Annotated in this window: 14 protein-coding genes and 3 pseudogenes; 12 read left to right on the top strand and 5 right to left on the bottom strand. The window is 63.9% G+C overall.

The features are described from left to right. Positions 1 to 107: pseudogene (locus CQW31_RS31890) on the top strand (IS110 family transposase); the annotation flags it as partial. A 47-nt stretch (positions 108 to 154) separates the two neighbouring features. Here CQW31_RS31890 and CQW31_RS29180 read toward each other — a convergent pair. Then, positions 155 to 1,036 carry a LysR substrate-binding domain-containing protein gene (locus tag CQW31_RS29180; protein ID WP_054887444.1) on the bottom strand — a complete coding sequence of 294 codons (882 nt, stop codon included), beginning with the start codon at positions 1,034 to 1,036 and terminating at the stop codon, positions 155 to 157. Between the two features lie 65 nt (positions 1,037 to 1,101). Then, positions 1,102 to 2,892 carry a gamma-glutamyltransferase gene (gene ggt, locus CQW31_RS29175; protein WP_099816032.1) on the bottom strand — a complete coding sequence of 597 codons (1,791 nt, stop codon included), beginning with the start codon at positions 2,890 to 2,892 and terminating at the stop codon, positions 1,102 to 1,104. 116 nt (positions 2,893 to 3,008) lie between these two features. On the opposite strand from ggt, the gene CQW31_RS29170 reads away from it, so the two are divergent. Continuing rightward, on the top strand, positions 3,009 to 3,659 hold the full coding sequence (locus tag CQW31_RS29170) for an ankyrin repeat domain-containing protein (protein WP_099816031.1): 651 nt from the start codon (positions 3,009 to 3,011) through the stop codon (positions 3,657 to 3,659). 128 nt (positions 3,660 to 3,787) lie between these two features. Here the strand turns inward: CQW31_RS29170 and pobA are convergent, their stop codons facing one another. Further along, positions 3,788 to 4,975, bottom strand: coding sequence for a 4-hydroxybenzoate 3-monooxygenase (gene pobA, locus CQW31_RS29165; RefSeq protein ID WP_054887433.1), 1,188 nt, complete (start codon positions 4,973 to 4,975; stop codon positions 3,788 to 3,790). A gap of 128 nt (positions 4,976 to 5,103) precedes the next feature. Here pobA and CQW31_RS29160 point away from each other — a divergent pair, with 128 nt between their 5' ends. The 3 genes from CQW31_RS29160 to CQW31_RS29150 all read left to right on the top strand — a co-directional run bounded on the left by CQW31_RS29160 (position 5,104) and on the right by CQW31_RS29150 (position 7,357). Further along, entirely contained in the window at positions 5,104 to 5,982 is an 879-nt protein-coding gene (locus tag CQW31_RS29160; protein WP_099816030.1) for a helix-turn-helix domain-containing protein, read from the top strand. Between the two features lie 63 nt (positions 5,983 to 6,045). After that, positions 6,046 to 6,444: a MerR family DNA-binding transcriptional regulator gene (locus tag CQW31_RS29155; RefSeq protein ID WP_054887435.1), complete on the top strand. Its 399-nt coding sequence runs from the start codon at positions 6,046 to 6,048 to the stop codon at positions 6,442 to 6,444. A gap of 13 nt (positions 6,445 to 6,457) precedes the next feature. After that, on the top strand, positions 6,458 to 7,357 hold the full coding sequence (locus tag CQW31_RS29150) for a hydroxymethylglutaryl-CoA lyase (RefSeq protein WP_054887436.1): 900 nt from the start codon (positions 6,458 to 6,460) through the stop codon (positions 7,355 to 7,357). A 530-nt stretch (positions 7,358 to 7,887) separates the two neighbouring features. On the opposite strand, the gene CQW31_RS29145 is transcribed toward CQW31_RS29150, so the two are convergent. Further along, a complete protein-coding gene (locus CQW31_RS29145) occupies positions 7,888 to 8,403 on the bottom strand; it encodes an MgtC/SapB family protein (protein WP_054887437.1) in 516 nt (171 codons plus the stop codon). Between the two features lie 142 nt (positions 8,404 to 8,545). Between CQW31_RS29145 and CQW31_RS29140 the strand changes: the two genes are divergently transcribed. The 5 genes from CQW31_RS29140 to CQW31_RS29120 all read left to right on the top strand — a co-directional run bounded on the left by CQW31_RS29140 (position 8,546) and on the right by CQW31_RS29120 (position 15,534). After that, positions 8,546 to 8,785: a DUF3203 family protein gene (locus tag CQW31_RS29140; protein ID WP_054887438.1), complete on the top strand. Its 240-nt coding sequence runs from the start codon at positions 8,546 to 8,548 to the stop codon at positions 8,783 to 8,785. 122 nt (positions 8,786 to 8,907) lie between these two features. After that, positions 8,908 to 10,278, top strand: a complete 1,371-nt coding sequence (gene ccoG, locus CQW31_RS29135) for a cytochrome c oxidase accessory protein CcoG (protein ID WP_099816029.1) — start codon at positions 8,908 to 8,910, stop codon at positions 10,276 to 10,278. A 39-nt stretch (positions 10,279 to 10,317) separates the two neighbouring features. Continuing rightward, the gene (gene mapR, locus CQW31_RS29130; protein ID WP_054887440.1) at positions 10,318 to 11,727 is read left to right on the top strand and encodes a GntR family transcriptional regulator MpaR; all 1,410 of its coding nucleotides are present in this window, start codon (positions 10,318 to 10,320) and stop codon (positions 11,725 to 11,727) included. Positions 11,728 to 11,787: 60 nt separating this feature from the next. Beyond that, the gene (locus tag CQW31_RS29125; protein ID WP_099816028.1) at positions 11,788 to 13,404 is read left to right on the top strand and encodes a PAS domain-containing sensor histidine kinase; all 1,617 of its coding nucleotides are present in this window, start codon (positions 11,788 to 11,790) and stop codon (positions 13,402 to 13,404) included. Between the two features lie 63 nt (positions 13,405 to 13,467). Then, complete coding sequence (locus CQW31_RS29120; protein WP_099816027.1) at positions 13,468 to 15,534, top strand: PAS domain-containing sensor histidine kinase; 2,067 nt, start codon at positions 13,468 to 13,470, stop codon at positions 15,532 to 15,534. Positions 15,535 to 15,545: 11 nt separating this feature from the next. Here the strand turns inward: CQW31_RS29120 and CQW31_RS29115 are convergent, their stop codons facing one another. After that, positions 15,546 to 16,292 (bottom strand): SDR family oxidoreductase, encoded by a 747-nt coding sequence (locus tag CQW31_RS29115; protein ID WP_054887443.1) that lies wholly within the window; start codon positions 16,290 to 16,292, stop codon positions 15,546 to 15,548. A 263-nt stretch (positions 16,293 to 16,555) separates the two neighbouring features. On the opposite strand from CQW31_RS29115, the pseudogene CQW31_RS29110 reads away from it, so the two are divergent. Continuing rightward, a pseudogene (locus CQW31_RS29110) lies at positions 16,556 to 17,668 on the top strand (DUF2345 domain-containing protein); the annotation flags it as partial. Positions 17,669 to 17,812: 144 nt separating this feature from the next. Next, positions 17,813 to 18,010, top strand: a pseudogene (locus tag CQW31_RS29105) (transposase); the annotation flags it as partial. Positions 18,011 to 18,519: the final 509 nt, after the last annotated feature.

Genomic DNA, 18,519 nt, shown 5'->3' with positions numbered 1-18,519 from the left:
CAACCCAAGCTCTGGTAATCCTGGCAAGAAAGCTCGCGCGGGTGGCATTCGCCCTGATGAAAAATCAGGACGAATACGTCACCAAAGGCGGGAAACTGGCTTGCTGAAAACCATAGAATCTCCCACAGGGTTTGTGCAAGATTCAAAGGCCGAGTCAGATCCCCCCGCCCGCCAGCAACTGGCTCATCACCCCGGCCAGGTCCTTGACCATCACATCCGCCGTCTGCTTGTGCACGATGACAATCTCGTAGCTGTCCACCTCCGGCAACCCTTGTGCATGCCCCAGCACCCGGTGCTCACCGGTTGCCGCTCGCGGTGGCAGCAGGCTGATGCCCATGCCGTCGGCCACCGCCGCCTGGATGCCGCTGAGGCTGGAACTGGTGAAGCTGATGCGCCAGCGCCGGCCCATGCCTTCGATGGCACTGATCATGTCCTCGCGGTACAGCCCGCGTGGCGGGAAGGTCACAAGTGGAACCGGGTCGAGCTCGAACGCCGGCATGCGCGCACTGTCGATCCACTGCAGGCGCTCAGGCCAGCAGGCCACGCCCTCGCGGCTGTTGCGCCGCTGCTTGAGCAGGACCAAGTCGAGCTCGCCGTTGTCGTAGGCCTGGCTGAGGTCGCGACACAGGCCGCTGGTGACCTCCAGCTTGACCTGCGGGTGCAGGCGGCTGAATGCAGACAGCGCGTTGGTGGTGCGCCCGCCGACAAAATCCTCGGGTACCCCCAGACGCACGGTGACCCCGACCATTGCCCCAGCCAGGGCTTCGAGCATCTGGTCGTTCAGCGCCAGCATGTGCCGGGCATAACCGAGCAAGGTCTGCCCGGCGTCGGTCGGCAACACGTCACGGTTGCCGCGCACCAACAGGCGGTGGCCAACCATGTCTTCGAGGCGGCGCACCTTCTGGCTGATGGTCGACTGGGTCGAGTGCAGGCGTGCTGCGGCAGTGGTGAAACTGCCGCAATCGGCCACTACGACAATGGCGCGCAACAGATCGAGGTCGAACAGGGCTCTATTCGATTTAACGCTGATGGACATCTTGGTATTCAACGGCTGCATGACAAGACTGACTTCTACCACGCCACTTCTGGCCCGGCAACGCGCTAGTCACCCAGCGCCACACCTTCTCGCCGTGGGTCGGCACCACCGTCCCAACCTTGGCCGCTGCGCTGGATGATCTGCAGGCCACTGGTCATGGTCATCGGCGTGACCTCGTGGCCCCACGCAGCCAACTGGCGGATCAACGCCGGGCTGAACAGCCCGGCTTCCACTTCAGTACCGACGTTGCGGCTGCCGAAGTTAGGCAGGCCGGCCGCCTGCTGCGGATCGAGATGCCAGTCCAGCAGGCCAATCAGCGCCTTGTTCACATAGCCGATTATCTGCGAACCGCCAGGCGAACCGAGGCTCGCCACCAGTTCGCCGGAGGCACGCGAGAACACCAGCGTTGGCGCCATCGCCGACAGCGGGCGCTTGCCAGGCTGCACCCGGTTGGCCACCGGCTTGCCATTCTCCGCAGGCAGGAACGAAAAGTCGGTCAGGTGGTTGTTCAGCAGGAAGCCATCGACCATCAGGTGCGAACCGAAGGCGGACTCCACCGACGTGGTCATGGCCAGGGCCTGCCCGCTGTCATCGACAGCAGACAGGTGCGAGGTGGAAATCCGCAGCGGCGAACGGTCGGGCGCCAGGGCCAGGTTGGCACCCTGCGGGGTGCCCGGACGGGCGCGCTTCATGCTGTATTCGCCGACCTGCCTGGCGCGCTCGGCGAGGTAGGCCGGGTCGAGCAATGACTTGACCGGCACCGGCACATAATCGCTGTCGGCCAGGTACTGGGCACGGTCGGCGTAGGCCAGGCGCTCGGCTTCAGCCATCAGGTGCACGGCCTGTGGCGTAGGTTCGAGCCCTGCTACGGACGGCACCTGGCGTGGCGGCTGCCGGGCCAGGTCGCGTTGCGCCGAGGCCTGCTGCAGGGCGTCGAGGATGCCCAGGGTCTGCAACACGGTCACCCCGCCGGACGACGGCGGCGGCATGCCGCAGATGTTCCAGGCCTTGTATGGGCCACAGACCGGCTCGCGCTCCTTGGCCTGGTAACGCTGCAAATCCTCGAGTGACAACTGCCCGGCATTGGCGTGGCGACGCACTTCGTCCACCATGGCCTGGGCAATCTCACCGCCATAGAAGGCATCGACGCCCTGCTCTGCAATGCGTTCGAAGGTTTGCGCGAGCGCCGGGTTGCGCAGGATTGTGCCGACGGCCAGCGGCTTGCCCTGATCATCCAGAAAGTACTTCGCCATGGCCGGCGAGCGGGCAATGAAGGGGTCGCTGGCCACCAGCGTATGCAGGCGTTCAGAGACCGCGAAACCATTGCGCGCCAGGGCGATGGCCGGCGCGAACAAGTCTTTCCACGGCAGTTTGCCATGCTGGTCATGGGCCAGTTTCAGCGCCCGCAGCACGCCCGGCACACCCACCGAGCGCCCGCCGATCTGCGCGGCACGAAACGGCATGGGCGAGCCATCCGCTTGCAGGAACAACGTTTCCGTCACCCCTGCCGGTGCGGCTTCGCGGCCGTCGAAGGCCTGCACACGCTGGCCATCCCAATAGAGGATGAACGCGCCGCCACCAATGCCGCTGGACTGCGGCTCGACCAAGGTCAGCACCATCTGCATGGCGATCGCCGCATCGATGGCGCTGCCACCGGCACGCAGCATCGCCCGCCCGGCTTCGCTGGCCAGCGGGTTGGCGGCCGCGACCATGTGCCGGCTGGCGTGCACCGGCTGCAGGCCGCTGCGGTAGCCGGACTCCCGCTCCGGTGGCGTGGGCAGCACCTGGTCGGCCCAGGTGCCGCCACTGGCCGTGGCCAGGCACAAGGTGGTGATCAGCGCAGTGGAAACTCTCATCGGCGTGCATCCTGCCTTACCTATCAAGCGGGCCACTGTGGGTCATGCGCATTCTTAACTTCAAGCCCTGGGGTGATTTTTCTAGGATACAGGCAGATCATTCAGGAGCCCTCGCCATGCGCTTATCCCTTGCCGCCCTGGCACTCGCCCTTTGCACCAGCCTTGCCGCACACGCCGAGACCACCGCCATAGACAAGCAGTTGCACAATGCCGCCGCAGACAATGACGTCACCCGCCTGCAACGGCTGCTCAAGCAGGGCGCCGGCGTGAACAGCCGCGATGGCCAGGGGCGCACCGCCTTGCTGGTGGCCACCCATGAGAACCAGGTCGCAGCAGCGAAAGCGCTGATCGAGGCCGGTGCGGATGTGAACGCCAAGGACAACATCGACGACAGCCCGTACCTGTATGCCGGGGCGCGTGGCTTGAACGAAATCCTGCAGATGACGTTGAGCCATGGTGCCGACCTCAAGAGCACCAACCGGTACGGCGGCACCGCGTTGATACCGGCGGCCGAGCGCGGGCATGTGGACACCGTGCAGATGCTGATCGATGCGGGAGTGGACGTGAATCACCTGAACCGCCTGCACTGGACCGCGCTACTGGAAGCCGTGATCCTCGGCGATGGCGGCCCACGCCATGTCGAGATCGTCCGGCGCCTGCTGGCGGCGGGAGCGGATCGGCAGATTGCCGACAAGGATGGGGTGACCGCGCTGGAGCATGCGCGCCAGCGGGGCTATCAAGAAATGGTGCAGCTACTCAGCCACTGAGGCCTGCACAGTACCTATGGGAGCGGGCGTGCCCGCGAAACAGACAGCGCGGAGTCTGGCACCGGCTTCGCCGGTGTTCGCGGGCTAGCCCGCTCCCACAGGTTTCGCGTCGAACTCCAGACCTGGCGTCAGGCCACCTCTTCGTACGGCAAACCCACATAGTTCTCGGCAATATTCACCAGCCCGGCCGGTGATGTGAGGAAGTACTCGCGGTCGGCCTCCTGCATCTTCTGGTCCCAGGCATCCTTGTGCTCGCCAAAGTCATGCAGCAGCTGGGTCATGAACCAGCTGAATCGCTCGCCCTTCCAGACCCGGCGCAGGGCCAGCGGCGAATACTGCTCCAGCAGGTCGGTACGCCCCTCGCGGTACACCTTGACCAGGATCCGGTACAGGTAGTTGACGTCCGACGCCGCCAGGTTCAGGCCCTTGGCGCCAGTCGGCGGGACGATGTGCGCGGCATCGCCGACCAGGAACAGATGGCCGTACTGCATCGGTTCGACCACCAGGCTACGCAGTGGCGCGATACTCTTTTCCAGCGCAGGCCCGGTGACCAGCTGCTGTGCCACATCCTCGGGCAGGCGCGCCTTGAGCTCGTTCCAGAAGCGCTCGTCAGACCAGTCTTCCACCCGCTCGTCCAGCGGCACCTGCAGGTAGTAGCGACTGCGCGTCTGCGAGCGCTGGCTGCACAGCGAGAAACCACGCTGGTGGTGGGCATAGATCAGTTCATGGTTGACCGGTGGGGTATCGGACAGCATGCCCAACCAGCCGAACGGATAGACCCGCTCGTACTCCTTGAGGACGCCTGCGGGGATGCTCTTGCGCGAGACGCCGTGAAAACCATCGCAACCGGCGATGTAGTCGCACTCCAGGCGGTGGGCCTTGCCGTCCTTTTCAAAGGTCACGTAGGGCCGTTCGCCCTTGAGTTCGTGCGGCTGCACGTTGCTGGCCGAATAGATGATCGGCGCGCCGCTGGCGTCGCGAGCCTGCATCAGGTCGCGGGTGACTTCGGTCTGGCCGTAGACCATCACCGTCTTGCCGCCGGTCAGGCCCTTGAGGTCCAGGCGCTGGCGACGGCCCGCGACCAGCAACTCGACGCCCTCGTGCACCAGGCCTTCACGGTCCATGCGTTCAGCCACGCCGGCTTCGCGTAGCAGGTCGACGGTGCCTTGTTCAAGCACCCCCGCGCGAATGCGGCCGAGGACGTATTCAGGGGTCTGGCGTTCGAGGATGACGGTGTCGATGCCCGCCTTGTGCAGCAACTGGCCGAGCAGCAGGCCGGAAGGACCGGCGCCGATGATTGCAACCTGAGTGTTCATTGTTTTTATCTCGTGAGAGGGGGTGCCCTTGCATTTTTAATGGCAATAACCGGCAAATAGCTGTTATATCCGATGCAAAAAATGCACTTTTGATAAAACCGTTCGATTAACGGACAGGCGCTCGACCCATGAGATCCACCCTTCCTGGCGTGCCGCTGTTTCAGCTATATGGCGAAAACCAGCATTGGCCCGGTACCGACCTGCTGCACTGCGAGTCGATTCCCGCTCGCAGCCGCTTGCATCACTGGGAAATCAAGCCGCACCAGCACGCCGAGCTGTTCCAGTTGTTGTACGTGCAGCGCGGCGAGGCGCAAGTGGAAATCGAGGGCGTGCGCAGCACCATCCTCGAAGCGGCGATCCAAGTGGTACCGCCGCTGACCGTGCATGGCTTTCGCTTCAGCGCCGATATCCAGGGCCATGTGCTGACCTTCGGCACCGCGCTGGTGGCCGACCTCGAACAGCGCCTGGGCGCACCGCTGGGGGTACTGGCGAAAGCGGCGTGCTACCCGTTGGGCAAGGACCGCATCCAGCTGCGCGGCCTGATCGAAACGCTGCAGCAGGAATACCAGGGCAACGCGACTGCGCGGGCAGCCATGCTCGACGCGCTGGTGACCGCGCTGATGGTGTGGATCAGCCGTCGCCAGCAACTGGGCCAGGCCCCACGCAACCGGGACGAGCGTGACCGGCAGCTGTTGGGGCAGTACCTGCGCCTGGTAGAAGCGCATTACCGCGAACACCTGTCGGTCGAGGAATTCGCCGCACGCTTGAACATCTCCAGCCTGCAGCTCAACCAACTGTGCCGGGCGCTGAGCGGGCAGACCGCGTTGCAGGTCATCCATCAACGCCTGTTGCTCGAGGCACGGCGCAACCTCATCTATACACGCATGAGCATCGGCCAGCTGTCAGACAGCCTGGGTTTCAGCGACCCGACCTACTTCGCCCGCTTCTTCAAGCGCATGAGCGGGCAGACGCCCAATGGTTATCGGCGTGCGGTACAGCCCGACTGATCTGCTTGACGTATACGTCAACCTGCCCTCAGGATACTGCCATACCCCACGCCGAGCCCAAGCATGAGCAGCCAGACCTACAGCATCTCCGACCTCTCCCGCGAACTGGACATCACCACCCGCGCCATCCGCTTCTACGAGGAACAGGGCCTGCTGAGCCCCGAGCGGCGTGGTCTGGAGCGCATCTATTCGGCCCGTGACAAGGTCAGCCTGAAGCTTATCCTGCGTGGCAAGCGCATCGGCTTCTCGCTGGCCGAATGCCGCGAGCTGATCGAGCTGTACGACCCCAGCAGCGGCAACCTCAAGCAGCTCCACAGCATGCTGGCGAAGATCGCCGAGCGTCGCGCCCAGCTCGAACAGCAGATGCTCGACATCCACCAGATGCAGCTGGAACTGGACACCGCCCAGGAGCGCTGCGAACAGGCCCTGGCCGCCACCCTGAACCACAACGACAAACGCTGACAGGAACCCCACCATGCCCATGCCCGCAACAGTCCGCCTGGTCGAAGTCGGCCCCCGCGACGGCCTGCAGAACGAAGCCCAGCCCATCAGCGTCGCCGACAAGGTGCGCCTGGTCGACGACCTGACCGACGCCGGGCTGGGCTATATCGAGGTCGGCAGCTTCGTTTCGCCCAAATGGGTGCCGCAGATGGCCGGTTCCGCCGAAGTGTTCGCCGGCATTCACCAACGTGCAGGTGTTACCTATGCCGCACTTGCCCCAAACCTGCGCGGCTTCGAAGACGCCCTGGCTGCCGGGGTGAAGGAAGTGGCGGTGTTCGCCGCTGCCTCCGAAGCCTTCTCCCAGCGCAACATCAACTGCTCGATCAGCGAAAGCCTGCAACGCTTCGAACCGATCATGGAGGCCGCGCGCAGCCACGGCGTGCGGGTGCGCGGTTACGTGTCCTGTGTGCTGGGCTGCCCTTATGAAGGCAAGGTCAGTGCCGAGCAAGTAGCCCCGGTCGCCAGAGCGCTGCACGACATGGGCTGCTACGAGGTATCGCTGGGTGACACCATTGGCACCGGCACGGCCGGTGACACCCGCCGGCTGTTCGAGGTGGTCTCGGCCGTGGTGCCCCGCGCGCAACTGGCTGGCCACTTCCATGACACCTATGGCCAGGCCCTGGCCAATGTGTACGCCAGCCTGCTCGAAGGCATCAGCGTGTTCGACAGCTCGGTGGCCGGGCTGGGGGGCTGCCCTTATGCCAAGGGCGCCACCGGCAACATCGCCACTGAGGATGTGCTGTACCTGTTGCAGGGGCTGGGCATCGAGACCGGTATCGACCTCGACCGGCTGATCGCCGCCGGGCAGCGCATAAGCGCGGTACTGGGCAGGGCCAACGGTTCGCGGGTGGCCCGTGCGCGCAGCGCAGCATGAGTTTCATGCAGATGTCACATGAGTGTGGGTGAGTGTTACCTCTCCCACAGGTTTCAGCAAAAAATCGGGTAACAGGGAAACAAATCGATAGATTGTCCGGCCGCGCGATTTCACCCTATCCGGTCAAATCATTGATTTTTAAGGATTTTTAAAAGTTGGCACGGCACCTGCTATAGCTTTGGTACAACAACAAGAAAAACGCGATACCAATAAAAACAACATGTAACGGCTCTGACATAACAAGAACAACACGGCAGAGGCGCAGCAAGCAGATTTTTTTGGAGTCGACAGGCTTTTCAGGGGTTCGCCCCGCGGACTGACACAGAACAATAAAACTACCTCAAGGTAGCGGCAGTCAGGCTCGGATCCAGCGGATGAAAGCAGGTCAGCGCTCAAAAAAATACGTTTGCTCTTGACCCCGGATGGGGGTCGCACGCAACACCAAGGCTGGCCTACAAAAACAACAAAAGGCCGGCCTCAATAATAAGAAAAGAGCAAGCAACACGCTTTGAGGGGAGCTTCGGCTCCCCTCAGTGCTTCCTGCCCTCCTCTTTCTGCTTCTCTTCGTCCTGCCTCTCGACCTTCTCCACCAGCAACGGCATCGTGCCCAGTACCAACAGCGCCAGCACCGTGCTGATCAGTGCCGTGGCCTCTCGCCCCATGCCTGCGGCAGTACCGATTGCCGCCGTCATCCAGAGCCCTGCAGCGGTAGTCAGGCCTTTCACGTGGCTGGTGTCCTGGCCGTTACCCTTGAGGATGGTGCCCGCACCGAGAAAGCCGATGCCGGCGACGATACCCTGGATCACCCGGCTCAGCGCCTGCTCATCAGCACCCGCCATGCTCGGCGCGAGCACGAACAGCGCCGCGCCCAGGGAGACCAGCATGTGCGTGCGCACCCCGGCGGATTTGCCCCGGTGTTCGCGCTCGAAGCCCAGCACGGCGCCGAGCACGGCCGCCATCAGCAGGCGCACGAGGATCCGCACGACCTCGCGCTCATCGGTGATGTCGGCGAACTCGGACTGGATAGTTTGCCAGATGAATTCCATGAATCAGCTACCGGGCTGGTTGGTTATGGCCTTATGAAGTTGACCCTCGCACAGCCCGCAAAGTGCCCACCCGGCACCCCGATGCAGCAACCGTTCACCGCCTGCGGTCACAACCTGTAACCGCACCCCGGAGGACCACACCATGCCCATCGAAGTCGAAGAAAGCACTCAACGCTGCACCCTGATTGGCGACAAGCTGCGCATCGAAGGCAAAGGGCCCGAAATCGAGATCGTCACCGACGAGCAGCTGCGCATGTCCGTGGCCATTCTCGCCGGCGAGCGCTTCCCGATCACCGAAGCCGAAGCCGACGCGCTGACCGTGGCAGGTGCGGTAGATAGCCGCAGGCACCTCAAGGCCAGCACCCCAGGTTCTGTGATTTGAGGCATCGGACACACCTCGCAGCAATCTGATATGGTTTTTATTGCCTGACCTGAGCCTGTGCTGAAAACAGTTCGGGGGCCATAGTGCTCGTGCCTGATCGAGGCCGTGAGAGCACCGACGCCATGACCCAACGTATCCCTGCCATCCAGATTGCCGCCACCGGCATCCATACCCGCAGTTTCACCGGGCTGTACCGCACGCTGCGCATTGCCTTCGCTGGCGCGCTGTTCGTGCTGTTCTTTGGCACCGCCTGGCTCGACTGGGACGGCCGCCAGGCCGTGCTATGGGACTTGGCCGAGAGCAAGTTCCACATCTTCGGCGCTACCTTCTGGCCGCAGGATTTCATCCTCCTTTCGGCCCTGTTGATCATCTGTGCCTTCGGCCTGTTCGCCATCACGGTCTACGCCGGCCGGGTGTGGTGCGGTTACAGCTGCCCACAAAGCATCTGGACCTGGCTGTTCATGTGGTGCGAAAAGGTCACCGAAGGCGACCGCAACCAGCGCATCAAGCTGGCCGCCGCGCCCTGGAGCCTGAACAAACTGGCCCGGCGCACGCTCAAGCACAGCCTGTGGCTGGCCATCGGCGTGCTCACCGGGCTGACCTTCGTCGGTTACTTCACCCCGATCCGCGCCCTGGCCCATGAACTGCTCACCCTGCAACAGGGCGGCGTGGCGCTTTTCTGGGTGCTGTTCTTCACGGCGGCCACCTATATCAATGCCGGCTGGCTGCGCGAAGCGGTGTGCCTGCACATGTGCCCCTATGCACGCTTCCAGAGCGTGATGTTCGACAAGGACACCCTGGCCGTGGCGTACGACCCGCGTCGCGGCGAATCCCGTGGGCCACGCAAGAAAGGCAGTGATCCGCGCGCCCTGGGCCTGGGTGATTGCATCGATTGCACCTTGTGCGTGCAGGTGTGCCCCACGGGCATCGACATCCGCGATGGCCTGCAGATGGCCTGCATCGGTTGCGCCGCCTGTATCGATGCCTGCGACAAGGTGATGGACAAGATGGGTTACGCCCGCGGCCTGATCGGTTACAAGTCCGAACATAGCCTGCAAGGCGGCACCACCCATTGGCTGCGCCCGCGGTTGCTGGGCTACGCCGCCGCCTTGCTGCTGATGGTCGGCGCCCTGGTTGCGGCCTTGCAGATGCGCCCGATGGTGTCGCTGGACGTGATCAAGGACCGGGGCCTGTTCCGCGAAAACGCCCAGGGCCAGATCGAGAACATCTACCTGCTCAAGATCATCAACAAGACCGCGCAGCCGCAGCGCTACCACCTGCGCCTGCTCGATGCCGAGGGCTTCGAACTGCATGGCGCCACCGAATTCAGTATCCCGGCCGGGGAAATGAGCGAGATGCCGGTGTCGGTGGCCATGCTGGCCGAGCGGCCGGCCAGCAGTTCTCAGGCACTGGCTTTCGAAATCCGCGACAGCGACCAGCCTGCCGTGCGCAGCGTGGCTCACAGCCGCTTCGTGGCACCACTGAACCGCTGATCCCTTACACTGACACTTCACCTTGCCTGCCGAGCCTCCATGAAACGCTACGAACGCTTCGCCGACGACATTGCCGAACTGATCCGCTCCGGGGTGCTCGGCCCAGGCCAGCGCGTACCTTCGGTGCGCTACGCCAGCCAGACCCACGGCGTCAGCCCGTCCACCGTGTTCCAGGCCTACTACCTGCTCGAGCGCCGTGGGCTGATCCGCGCACGGCCGCGCTCGGGCTACTTCGTCAACGCCCACGCCCCGCGCCAGTTCAGTGAACCCCAGGCGCTGGAGCCTATCAGCGAATCGACCGAGGTCGATGTCAGCGGCCTGGTGTTCTCCATCCTCGACTCGATCAAGGACCCCGGCACCGTACCGTTCGGCTCGGCCTTCCCCAGCCCCGAACTGTTCCCGCTGCAGCGCCTGTCACGCTCGCTGGCCAGTGCCAGCCGGGCCATGGACCCACGCATGGTGGTCACCGACCTGTCGCCGGGCAACCCGCAACTGCGCCGCCAGATTGCCTTGCGCTACATGGTCGGTGGGCTGATGCTGCCGATGGAAGAACTGCTGATCACCAATGGCGCGCTCGAAGCCTTGAACCTGTGCCTGCAGGCGGTCACCGAGCCCGGCGACCTGGTGGCGATCGAGGCGCCGGCCTTCTATGCCTGCCTGCAAGTGCTGGAGCGGCTCAAGCTCAAGGCCGTGGAAATCCCGGTGCACCCGCGCGAGGGCATGGACCTGGCCGTGCTGGCCCAGACCCTCGACAAGCACCCGGTCAAAGCGGTGTGGTGCATGACCAATTTCCAGAACCCGGTCGGCGCCAGCATGCCCGAAGCGAAGAAGCAGGCGCTGGTCGAGTTGCTGAGCCGCCACCAGGTGCCGCTGATCGAGGACGATGTCTACGCCGAACTGTATTACGCGCAGCAAGCTCCCAAACCGGCCAAGGCCTTCGACACCCAAGGCCTGGTGATGCATTGCGGCTCGTTCAGCAAAAGCCTGGCGCCGGGTTATCGCATCGGCTGGGTCGCGGCCGGGCGCTTCGCACAGAAGATCGAGCGACTGAAGCTGATGACCTCGTTGTGCGCCTCGATGCCGGCCCAGGCGGCCATCGCCGATTACCTGCAGCACGGCGGCTACGACCGTCACCTGCGCAAGCTGCGCTACGCCCTGGAGGGCCAGCAGGCCAACATGCTGGCAGCCATCGCCCGTCATTTCCCGGCGCAGACCCGCGTCAGCCAGCCCTCCGGCGGCTATTTCCTGTGGCTGGAGCTGCCCGAGCAGATGGATGCCCTGAAACTGTTCCACATGGCCCTGGCCCAAGGCATCAGCATCGCACCGGGGCCGATCTTTTCGCCAACCCGGCGCTTTGGCAACTGCATCCGCCTGAACTACGGTTCACCCTGGAACGAGGCCGCCGAACGGGCCATGGAAACCCTGGGGCGCATCATCCGCTCGTTCTGAAGGAAGGCCTGAAAAACTGCAGCTATAGTTGGGCGACCCACACGCTGGATCGCCACGGTGATGTCTGACGAATCGACGCCTTCCACCCAGCAACTGCAGGCACGTATCGACCAGGCCCAGGCCAACAGCAGGCTGCTGGGCGAACTGGTCGACCACAGTCAGGCCAACGTGTTCGCGGCTGATCGCAACCTTCGTCTGCTGGCGATCAACCGCACCGCGCAAGAGACCTTCAAGCGCCTGCGCGGCTTCGTGCCAAAGGTGGGCGACTATATCCCACAGTTCATTGCCAACCAGCCCGACATCGTCAAGTGGCTGGAGCCGGTATGGCCGCGCGTGCTGGCCGGCGAGGCGTTCACCGACATCATCGCCCTGGGCCCGCCCGACGCCCCGCGCCACTACGAGATCAGCTACAACGCCCTGCGCGACGCCCGGCAGCACATCCAGGGTGGTTACCTGTTCGCCTACGACATCAGCGCGCGCGTCGCCGAACAGGAGCGCGTGCGCAAGATCGAAGAAGCCCTGCGCCAATCGCAGAAAATGGAAGCCGTGGGCCAGCTGACTGGCGGCATTGCCCATGACTTCAACAACCTCCTCGGTGGCATCCTGGGTGCCCTGGAAATGGCCGAGCAACGCCAGGCTGAACAACGCTACCAGGACTCCGCCCGGCTACTGGGCCTCGCCCGGCAAAACGCTCAACGGGCAGCCTCGCTGGTTCAGCGGCTGCTGGCGTTTTCGCGCCAACAGACACTGATGCCGCAGGCGGTAGATGTGCAGCAGCTGGTGGCAGGCATGCATGAACTGATCGCCAGCTCGCTGGACGCGCGCATCACCTTCATTGACCAGACCCTGAGCAACCAGTGGCTGGTGCGCATCGACCCGCACCAGCTGGAGAACGCATTGCTCAATCTGTGCATCAATGCCCGTGATGCCATGCCTCAGGGGGGCACGCTGCGCATTGCCAGCGAAAACACCTGGCTCGATGATCTGCAGGCACGCGCAGTGGACCTGCCCAGCGGCGCCTACCTGCATCTGAGTGTCTGCGACACCGGCATTGGCATGTCCGCCGACGTCCTGCAAAGAGCGTTCGAGCCCTTCTTTACCACCAAACCACTGGGCCACGGTTCCGGCCTTGGCTTGTCGATCGTGTATGGTTTCGTGCGCCAGTCCGGCGGCCAGTTGCGCATTGTCAGCGAACCGGAGCAAGGCGCCTGCATCCACCTCTACCTGCCCCGGGCCGGCGGCGACGATGCCGGGCAACCCAGCGCGCAGCCGCGGGCGCCGGAGCAGCAGGTTCACGCAGCGCCCCGTGTAGTTCTGCTGGTGGAGGACCAGGACATTCTGCGCCTGCTGATCAGCGAGATGCTCGAAGAACAGGGGCATGACGTCCACGCCTGCAGCGACGGCCGCCGCGCACTGGAAACCCTGGAAAGAGGCTTGCGCCCTGACCTGCTGATCACCGATATCGGCTTGCCGGGCGGCATCGATGGCTACCAGGTCGCGGCGGCCTGCCAGCAACTGCCTGGCGCCGTCGACGTCCTGTATATCACTGGCTACGCCAGCAATCGGGTCGATGTCAGCCCGGGCAAGCATTGCGCGGTCATGTACAAACCGTTCGCGCTGGCCACCCTCAACCAGCAAGTCGAGCAGTTGCTGAAAAACCGGGGGTTGCCCCCTTAGGCCGCTATGCGGCGGCCTTGCGGGCAGGTAAAGTCTGGCCACTCATTTGTGCCGGACGTCGCCATGCCCCAACGCGAGCTGCTCGCACTGCGTCAGGAAGTCGAAACCCTGCGCCAACGTAACGCACAGCTGGAATCACAGCTGCTGCAGCACCACGAACATCAGGACGCAAGTATCTATCGCTTCCTGTTCGACACCATGGATGAAGGTTTTTGCGTCATCGAATTCTTCGACGACCCCCATGGCCCGCTCAGCGACTATGTGCATATCCTCGCCAACGCCGCCTACGCCAAGCATGCCGGCATCCCCAACGTCGTCGGGCAGAAGCTGCGCGAGATGGTGCCCGACGAGGCGGACGACTGGGTCGCCCGCTACGGTGCGGTATTGCGCACGGGCGAACCGCTGCAGTTCGAGCAGGAGCTGGTCGCCACCGGCCGTGTGCTGTCGGTGATCACCTTCCGTGTGGAGCCTGCCGAGCGCCGCCAGGTCGCGGTGCTGTTCACTGACGTCACCGAGCGACGCAAGGCCGAAGTGGCCCTGCAGCGGCTGAACGCCGAACTCGAACAGCGGGTCAGCGCAGCCTTGGCCGAACGCCGCCGGTTTGCCGAACTGGTCGAGGACAGCCTGCTCAACGTGCATGTGGTCGATACCCAGCTGCGCTGGCTGGCAGTCAACCGCCAGGCCAAACATGACTTCCACGCCTTGTATGGCCACACACCCGAAGTCGGCGAACACCTGCCAGCGGTGCTGGCCAGCCACCCGGCGGACCATGACCTGATCATGCCGATGTGGCGCCGGGCGCTGGCGGGGGAGCGGTTCACCGAGATCGGCAGGTTCGGGCCACGCCACTATGAACTGCGTTTCAACGCCCTGCGTGAGCATGACGGCGGCGTGCAAGGCGCTTATCTGTTTGCCTACGACATCACTGACCGGGTTGAGGAGCAGCGGCGCCTGGCCGAGGCCGAGCAGGCGCTGCGCCAGGCGCAGAAAATGGAGGCCGTGGGCCAGCTCAGCGGTGGCATCGCCCATGACTTCAACAACCTGCTCGGCGGCATCATCAATGCCCAGGAGCTGATGCAGCAGCGCCTGGGCCAGCAGCGTTACGCAGAACTTGAGCCATTGCTGGCGCTGTCCAGCGGCTCGGCGCAAAAAGCCTCGGCCCTGGTCCACCGGTTGCTGGCCTTCTCCCGCCAGCAGACCCTGCAACCGCGGTCGACCGACGTCGCGGCGCTGGTTCTTGGCATGGAAGAACTGGTTCGCCGCACCATCGGCCCATCCATTCGCTTGCACAGCCGCTTCCCGGCTCGGCCATGGCCAACCTTCATCGACCCGCCACAGCTGGAAAGCGCCCTGCTCAACCTGTGCATCAACGCACGTGACGCCATGCCGGGCGGCGGTACCATCGACATCCAGGGCGACAATCTCACGCTCGACGACGAGCAGGCCCGGGCGCTGGAACTGGCCGCCGGGGACTTCGTAAGGCTCAGTGTTGCCGACACCGGCTGCGGCATGACAGCAACCGTAGCGGCGCGCGCAATCGACCCGTTCTTCTCGACCAAACCCATGGGCCATGGGACGGGCCTGGGGCTGTCGATGACCTATGGCTTCGTGCGCCAGTCGGGCGGCCAGCTACGCCTGACTTCCTCGCCTGGCCAGGGCACACGGGTCGACCTGTACCTGCCGCGTCACCCTGAACAGCCTGTTGCTGCGGCCCGGCCGGCACAGCGCAAGACGCTGACAGGCAGCGATTCGGCTGGGCAACGCATCGTCCTGGTGGAAGACCAGGCGGCGCTGCGGCTGGTGGTCGGCGAAGTGCTGGAAGAACTGGGCTACCAGGTCGAAGCCTTCGCCAATGGCACTGCCGCGCTGGCGCATATGCAGCAGTGCGCGCAACCCGACCTGCTGCTGAGCGATATCGGCCTGCCCGACGGCCCCAATGGCCGCCAGGTGGCGGAGCGTTGCCGGCAACTGTATCCGGACCTCAAGGTGCTGTTCATCACCGGCTACGACGCGAGCGCGGCACTCAGCGATGGCCAGCTGCTGCAGGGCACCAGCGTGCTGACCAAACCCTTCGAGCTCGAAGCGCTGGCCGAACGGGTCCGTCAGTTGCTGGCGGGTGAGCTGCCCTGACGGGGCAGCGTTCAGCGCCCGCCGCCGAGGTCAATGAAGCTGCCGGTAGAATATGAGGCCTTTTCCGACAGCAACCAGAGGATCGCCTCGGCCACTTCTTCGGCGCGGCCGCCGCGGCCCATGGGCAGGCCGGGTTCGAGCTTGGTCACGCGGTCAGGGTCACCGGACAGGGCATGGAAACCGGTATGGATGTAGCCCGGTCGTACACCGTTGACCCGCACACCCTCGCCCGCCACTTCCTTGGCCAGGCCGATGGTGAAGGTATCCAGCGCGCCTTTGGAGGCGGCGTAGTCGACGTACTCGTTGGGTGAGCCCAGGCGCGCCGCGACCGAGGACACATTGACGATCGCCCCGCCCGCCCCCCCGTGGCGGCGGGCCATGCGCAGCAGGGCGTGCTTGGCACAGAGCATTGGGCCGACGACGTTGGTCTTCATCACCTTCAGCAGGCGGAACTCGGACATGGCCTCGACACGGCTTTGCTGGCCGATGGTGCCCGCGTTGTTGACCAAGGCAGTCACCGGGCCGAGTTCCTGGTCGACGCGGTGGAACAGCTGGATCACCTCGTCCTCGACGCTGGCGTCGGCGCGCACGGTGATGGCCTCGGCGCCGAGGGCGCGAACCTGGGCGAGGATACCCTCGGCGGCCTGGTCGTCGGCGTGGTAGTTGATGCAGATGCGATAGCCCTCGCGGGCGGCTTGCAGGGCGGTGGCGGCACCGATGCCACGGCTGGCACCCGTGATGACGATGACTTTGTGCATGGCGGTTGACGGATCGATAAGGGACGAAGGCCCGACAATAGGTGAAATAACCTGACAATGGAATGACCGTCACGTCTTGACAATTTTTGACCCGCCCTCCGCGGGCCGGTTATGCCAAAAGTTGTGATACCTTGCGCCGCTTGTTTCGCCAAGGAATATGACGTCGATGGAATTGACGAGCATTTTTACACCCCAGCACCGCCGTTTGATGAAGTTCACCAGCCCGGTCCAGGGCGATCAGGCGCTGTTGCTGGAGCACTTCAGTGCTGGTGACCTTTCTGGCTGGCGATATCGACCGCCCCGTGGTCACCTCGGCGCTGTACAACGCCGACCACACGCCACCGCGTTTCAGCAAAGCCGCGGGCCTGCCAGGCAACCGTGCGCTCTCCGGCATTCAGACTCAGGAGCACAAAGGCCGGGGTTTCAACGAGCTGTTATTCGATGACACACCGGGCGCCTTGCGTGCCCGTGTCGGTACCACGCACCATGCCACGGCACTCAACCTGGGCAAGCTTACCGAGCCACGTATTGACGGCCAGGCCAAGGCCCGCGGCAATGGTGCCGAATTGCGCACCGACGCCGCGATTGCCCTGCGCGCCGCCCAAGGCCTGTTGCTGACCACCTATGCACGCCAGGACGCCACCGGTTCGCAGCTGGACCGCGAAGAACTGCTCAAGCTGCTGGCCGACTGTGGCGAGCTGTTCAAAAGCCTCGGGCAAACGGCCGCCGCACGAGGCGGCGCAGCAGTGGACAGTGAGGGCATCGACACCTTGAGCCAGGCCCTTAAACAGTGACCAGCGCCCGACAGCGACAGCCCTGGCGAACCCGTCATGGCCGTTGCGGCTGAAGCAGGTATTGCCAGTGCCACACCACGCTCGCAACTGCACTATGCCGGCGCGAATCATGACACCACCGCCCAGGACCATCTGCAGTTGACCAGCGGCGCCGCCATGCGCCTGCAAGCCGGCAAAGGCATCAGTGCGTTCGCACAGGATGAAGGCATCAGCGCGATCGCCAATCGCGGCAAAGTGCTGGTCCAGGCCCAGGAAGACGACATCGCCGTCAATGCCCAAAAGAACCTGCACCTGTCGGCCGCCGAAGGCGAGGTAGTCATCACCGCAGCCACCATTCGCCTGGTGGCCGATGACGGCAGTTACATCAAGATCGGCGGCGGTGTCGAAATCGGCAGCCAGGGCAAGGTGATCGTCCATGCCAGCGAGCATGACTGGGTCGGCCCCAAGGCCGACAGCGCCCAGGTGCCGGCATTTGCCCGCGATCCGGCGGCGCAACGCCTGGCCTTCCACTACCCGGGGCACGCCGACGACAGCGTGCGGATGGCCGTTGATCACGCCTACCAGATCAGGCTCGAAGACGGCAGACCGGCATGGTACTCCGCGACTTTAAACCCGTCATGGCCTGGGGCGTTGCCGTTATTGTCGGCTCGCTGCAGCTGATCTTTGGCAATGCCTTGGCAAGTGAGAAGGCAGCGTTTGCGAACTATCGAAACCAGATAGAGGCCCAAAACGGTGCTGAAGCAGGGCGTGATTCACGCTGATGAAACACCTGTGCAAATGGTTGCGCCGGGCGAGAAGAAAACCCATCGAGCCTATGTCTGAGCCTGCAGCACGACGCCGTTTTCGGCGCTCAGGACGGTGGTCTACGACTTCACAAGCCGTACTGGCGAACACGCGCGCAACTTCCAGGGGACTTACGCAGGTTGAGTTGAGCTTTTGCTCTTGCTCTTGCTCTTGCTTTTGCTCTGCTTCTAAGCGCGCGGTAGTTCAGCAAACGCCGAATGCGACTTCAGGAGGCCGAGTGCAGGCCTTGCGGAGGGAGGTGACGGGCATGGATGCCCGTCAAGCGCTGGGCCCCAGGATGGGGCCTGCAGCGCGGTCCTCCCGGGAGCAAGGCCGGAGCGAGGGAACCCCGGAGCGCAGCGCAGGGGCCGGATGATAGGAGCCAGCGTTTTTTGGTTACTTTTTGTCGCGTTTGACAAAAAGTGACCCGCCGTAAGGGCGGAAAGGTGACTGTGCGTCGCCATCGCAAATGAATGGATTCGGAATATTCAAAACCGTCGCAGTCGAGCTTTGGCTTTTGGCTTTTGGCTTTTGGCTTTTGGCTTTTGGCTTTCAGATCAGGTGCGCATTCATTTGCGATGGTGGCGCACAGTCACCTTTCCGCCCTTACGGCGGGTTACTTTGGTCTTGGCCAAAGTAACCAAAGCCGC

The organism is Pseudomonas sp. 382 (assembly GCF_002759075.1).
Classification (GTDB): domain Bacteria; phylum Pseudomonadota; class Gammaproteobacteria; order Pseudomonadales; family Pseudomonadaceae; genus Aquipseudomonas; species Aquipseudomonas vlassakiae.
This window is presented reverse-complemented; position numbering and strand designations above follow the sequence as displayed.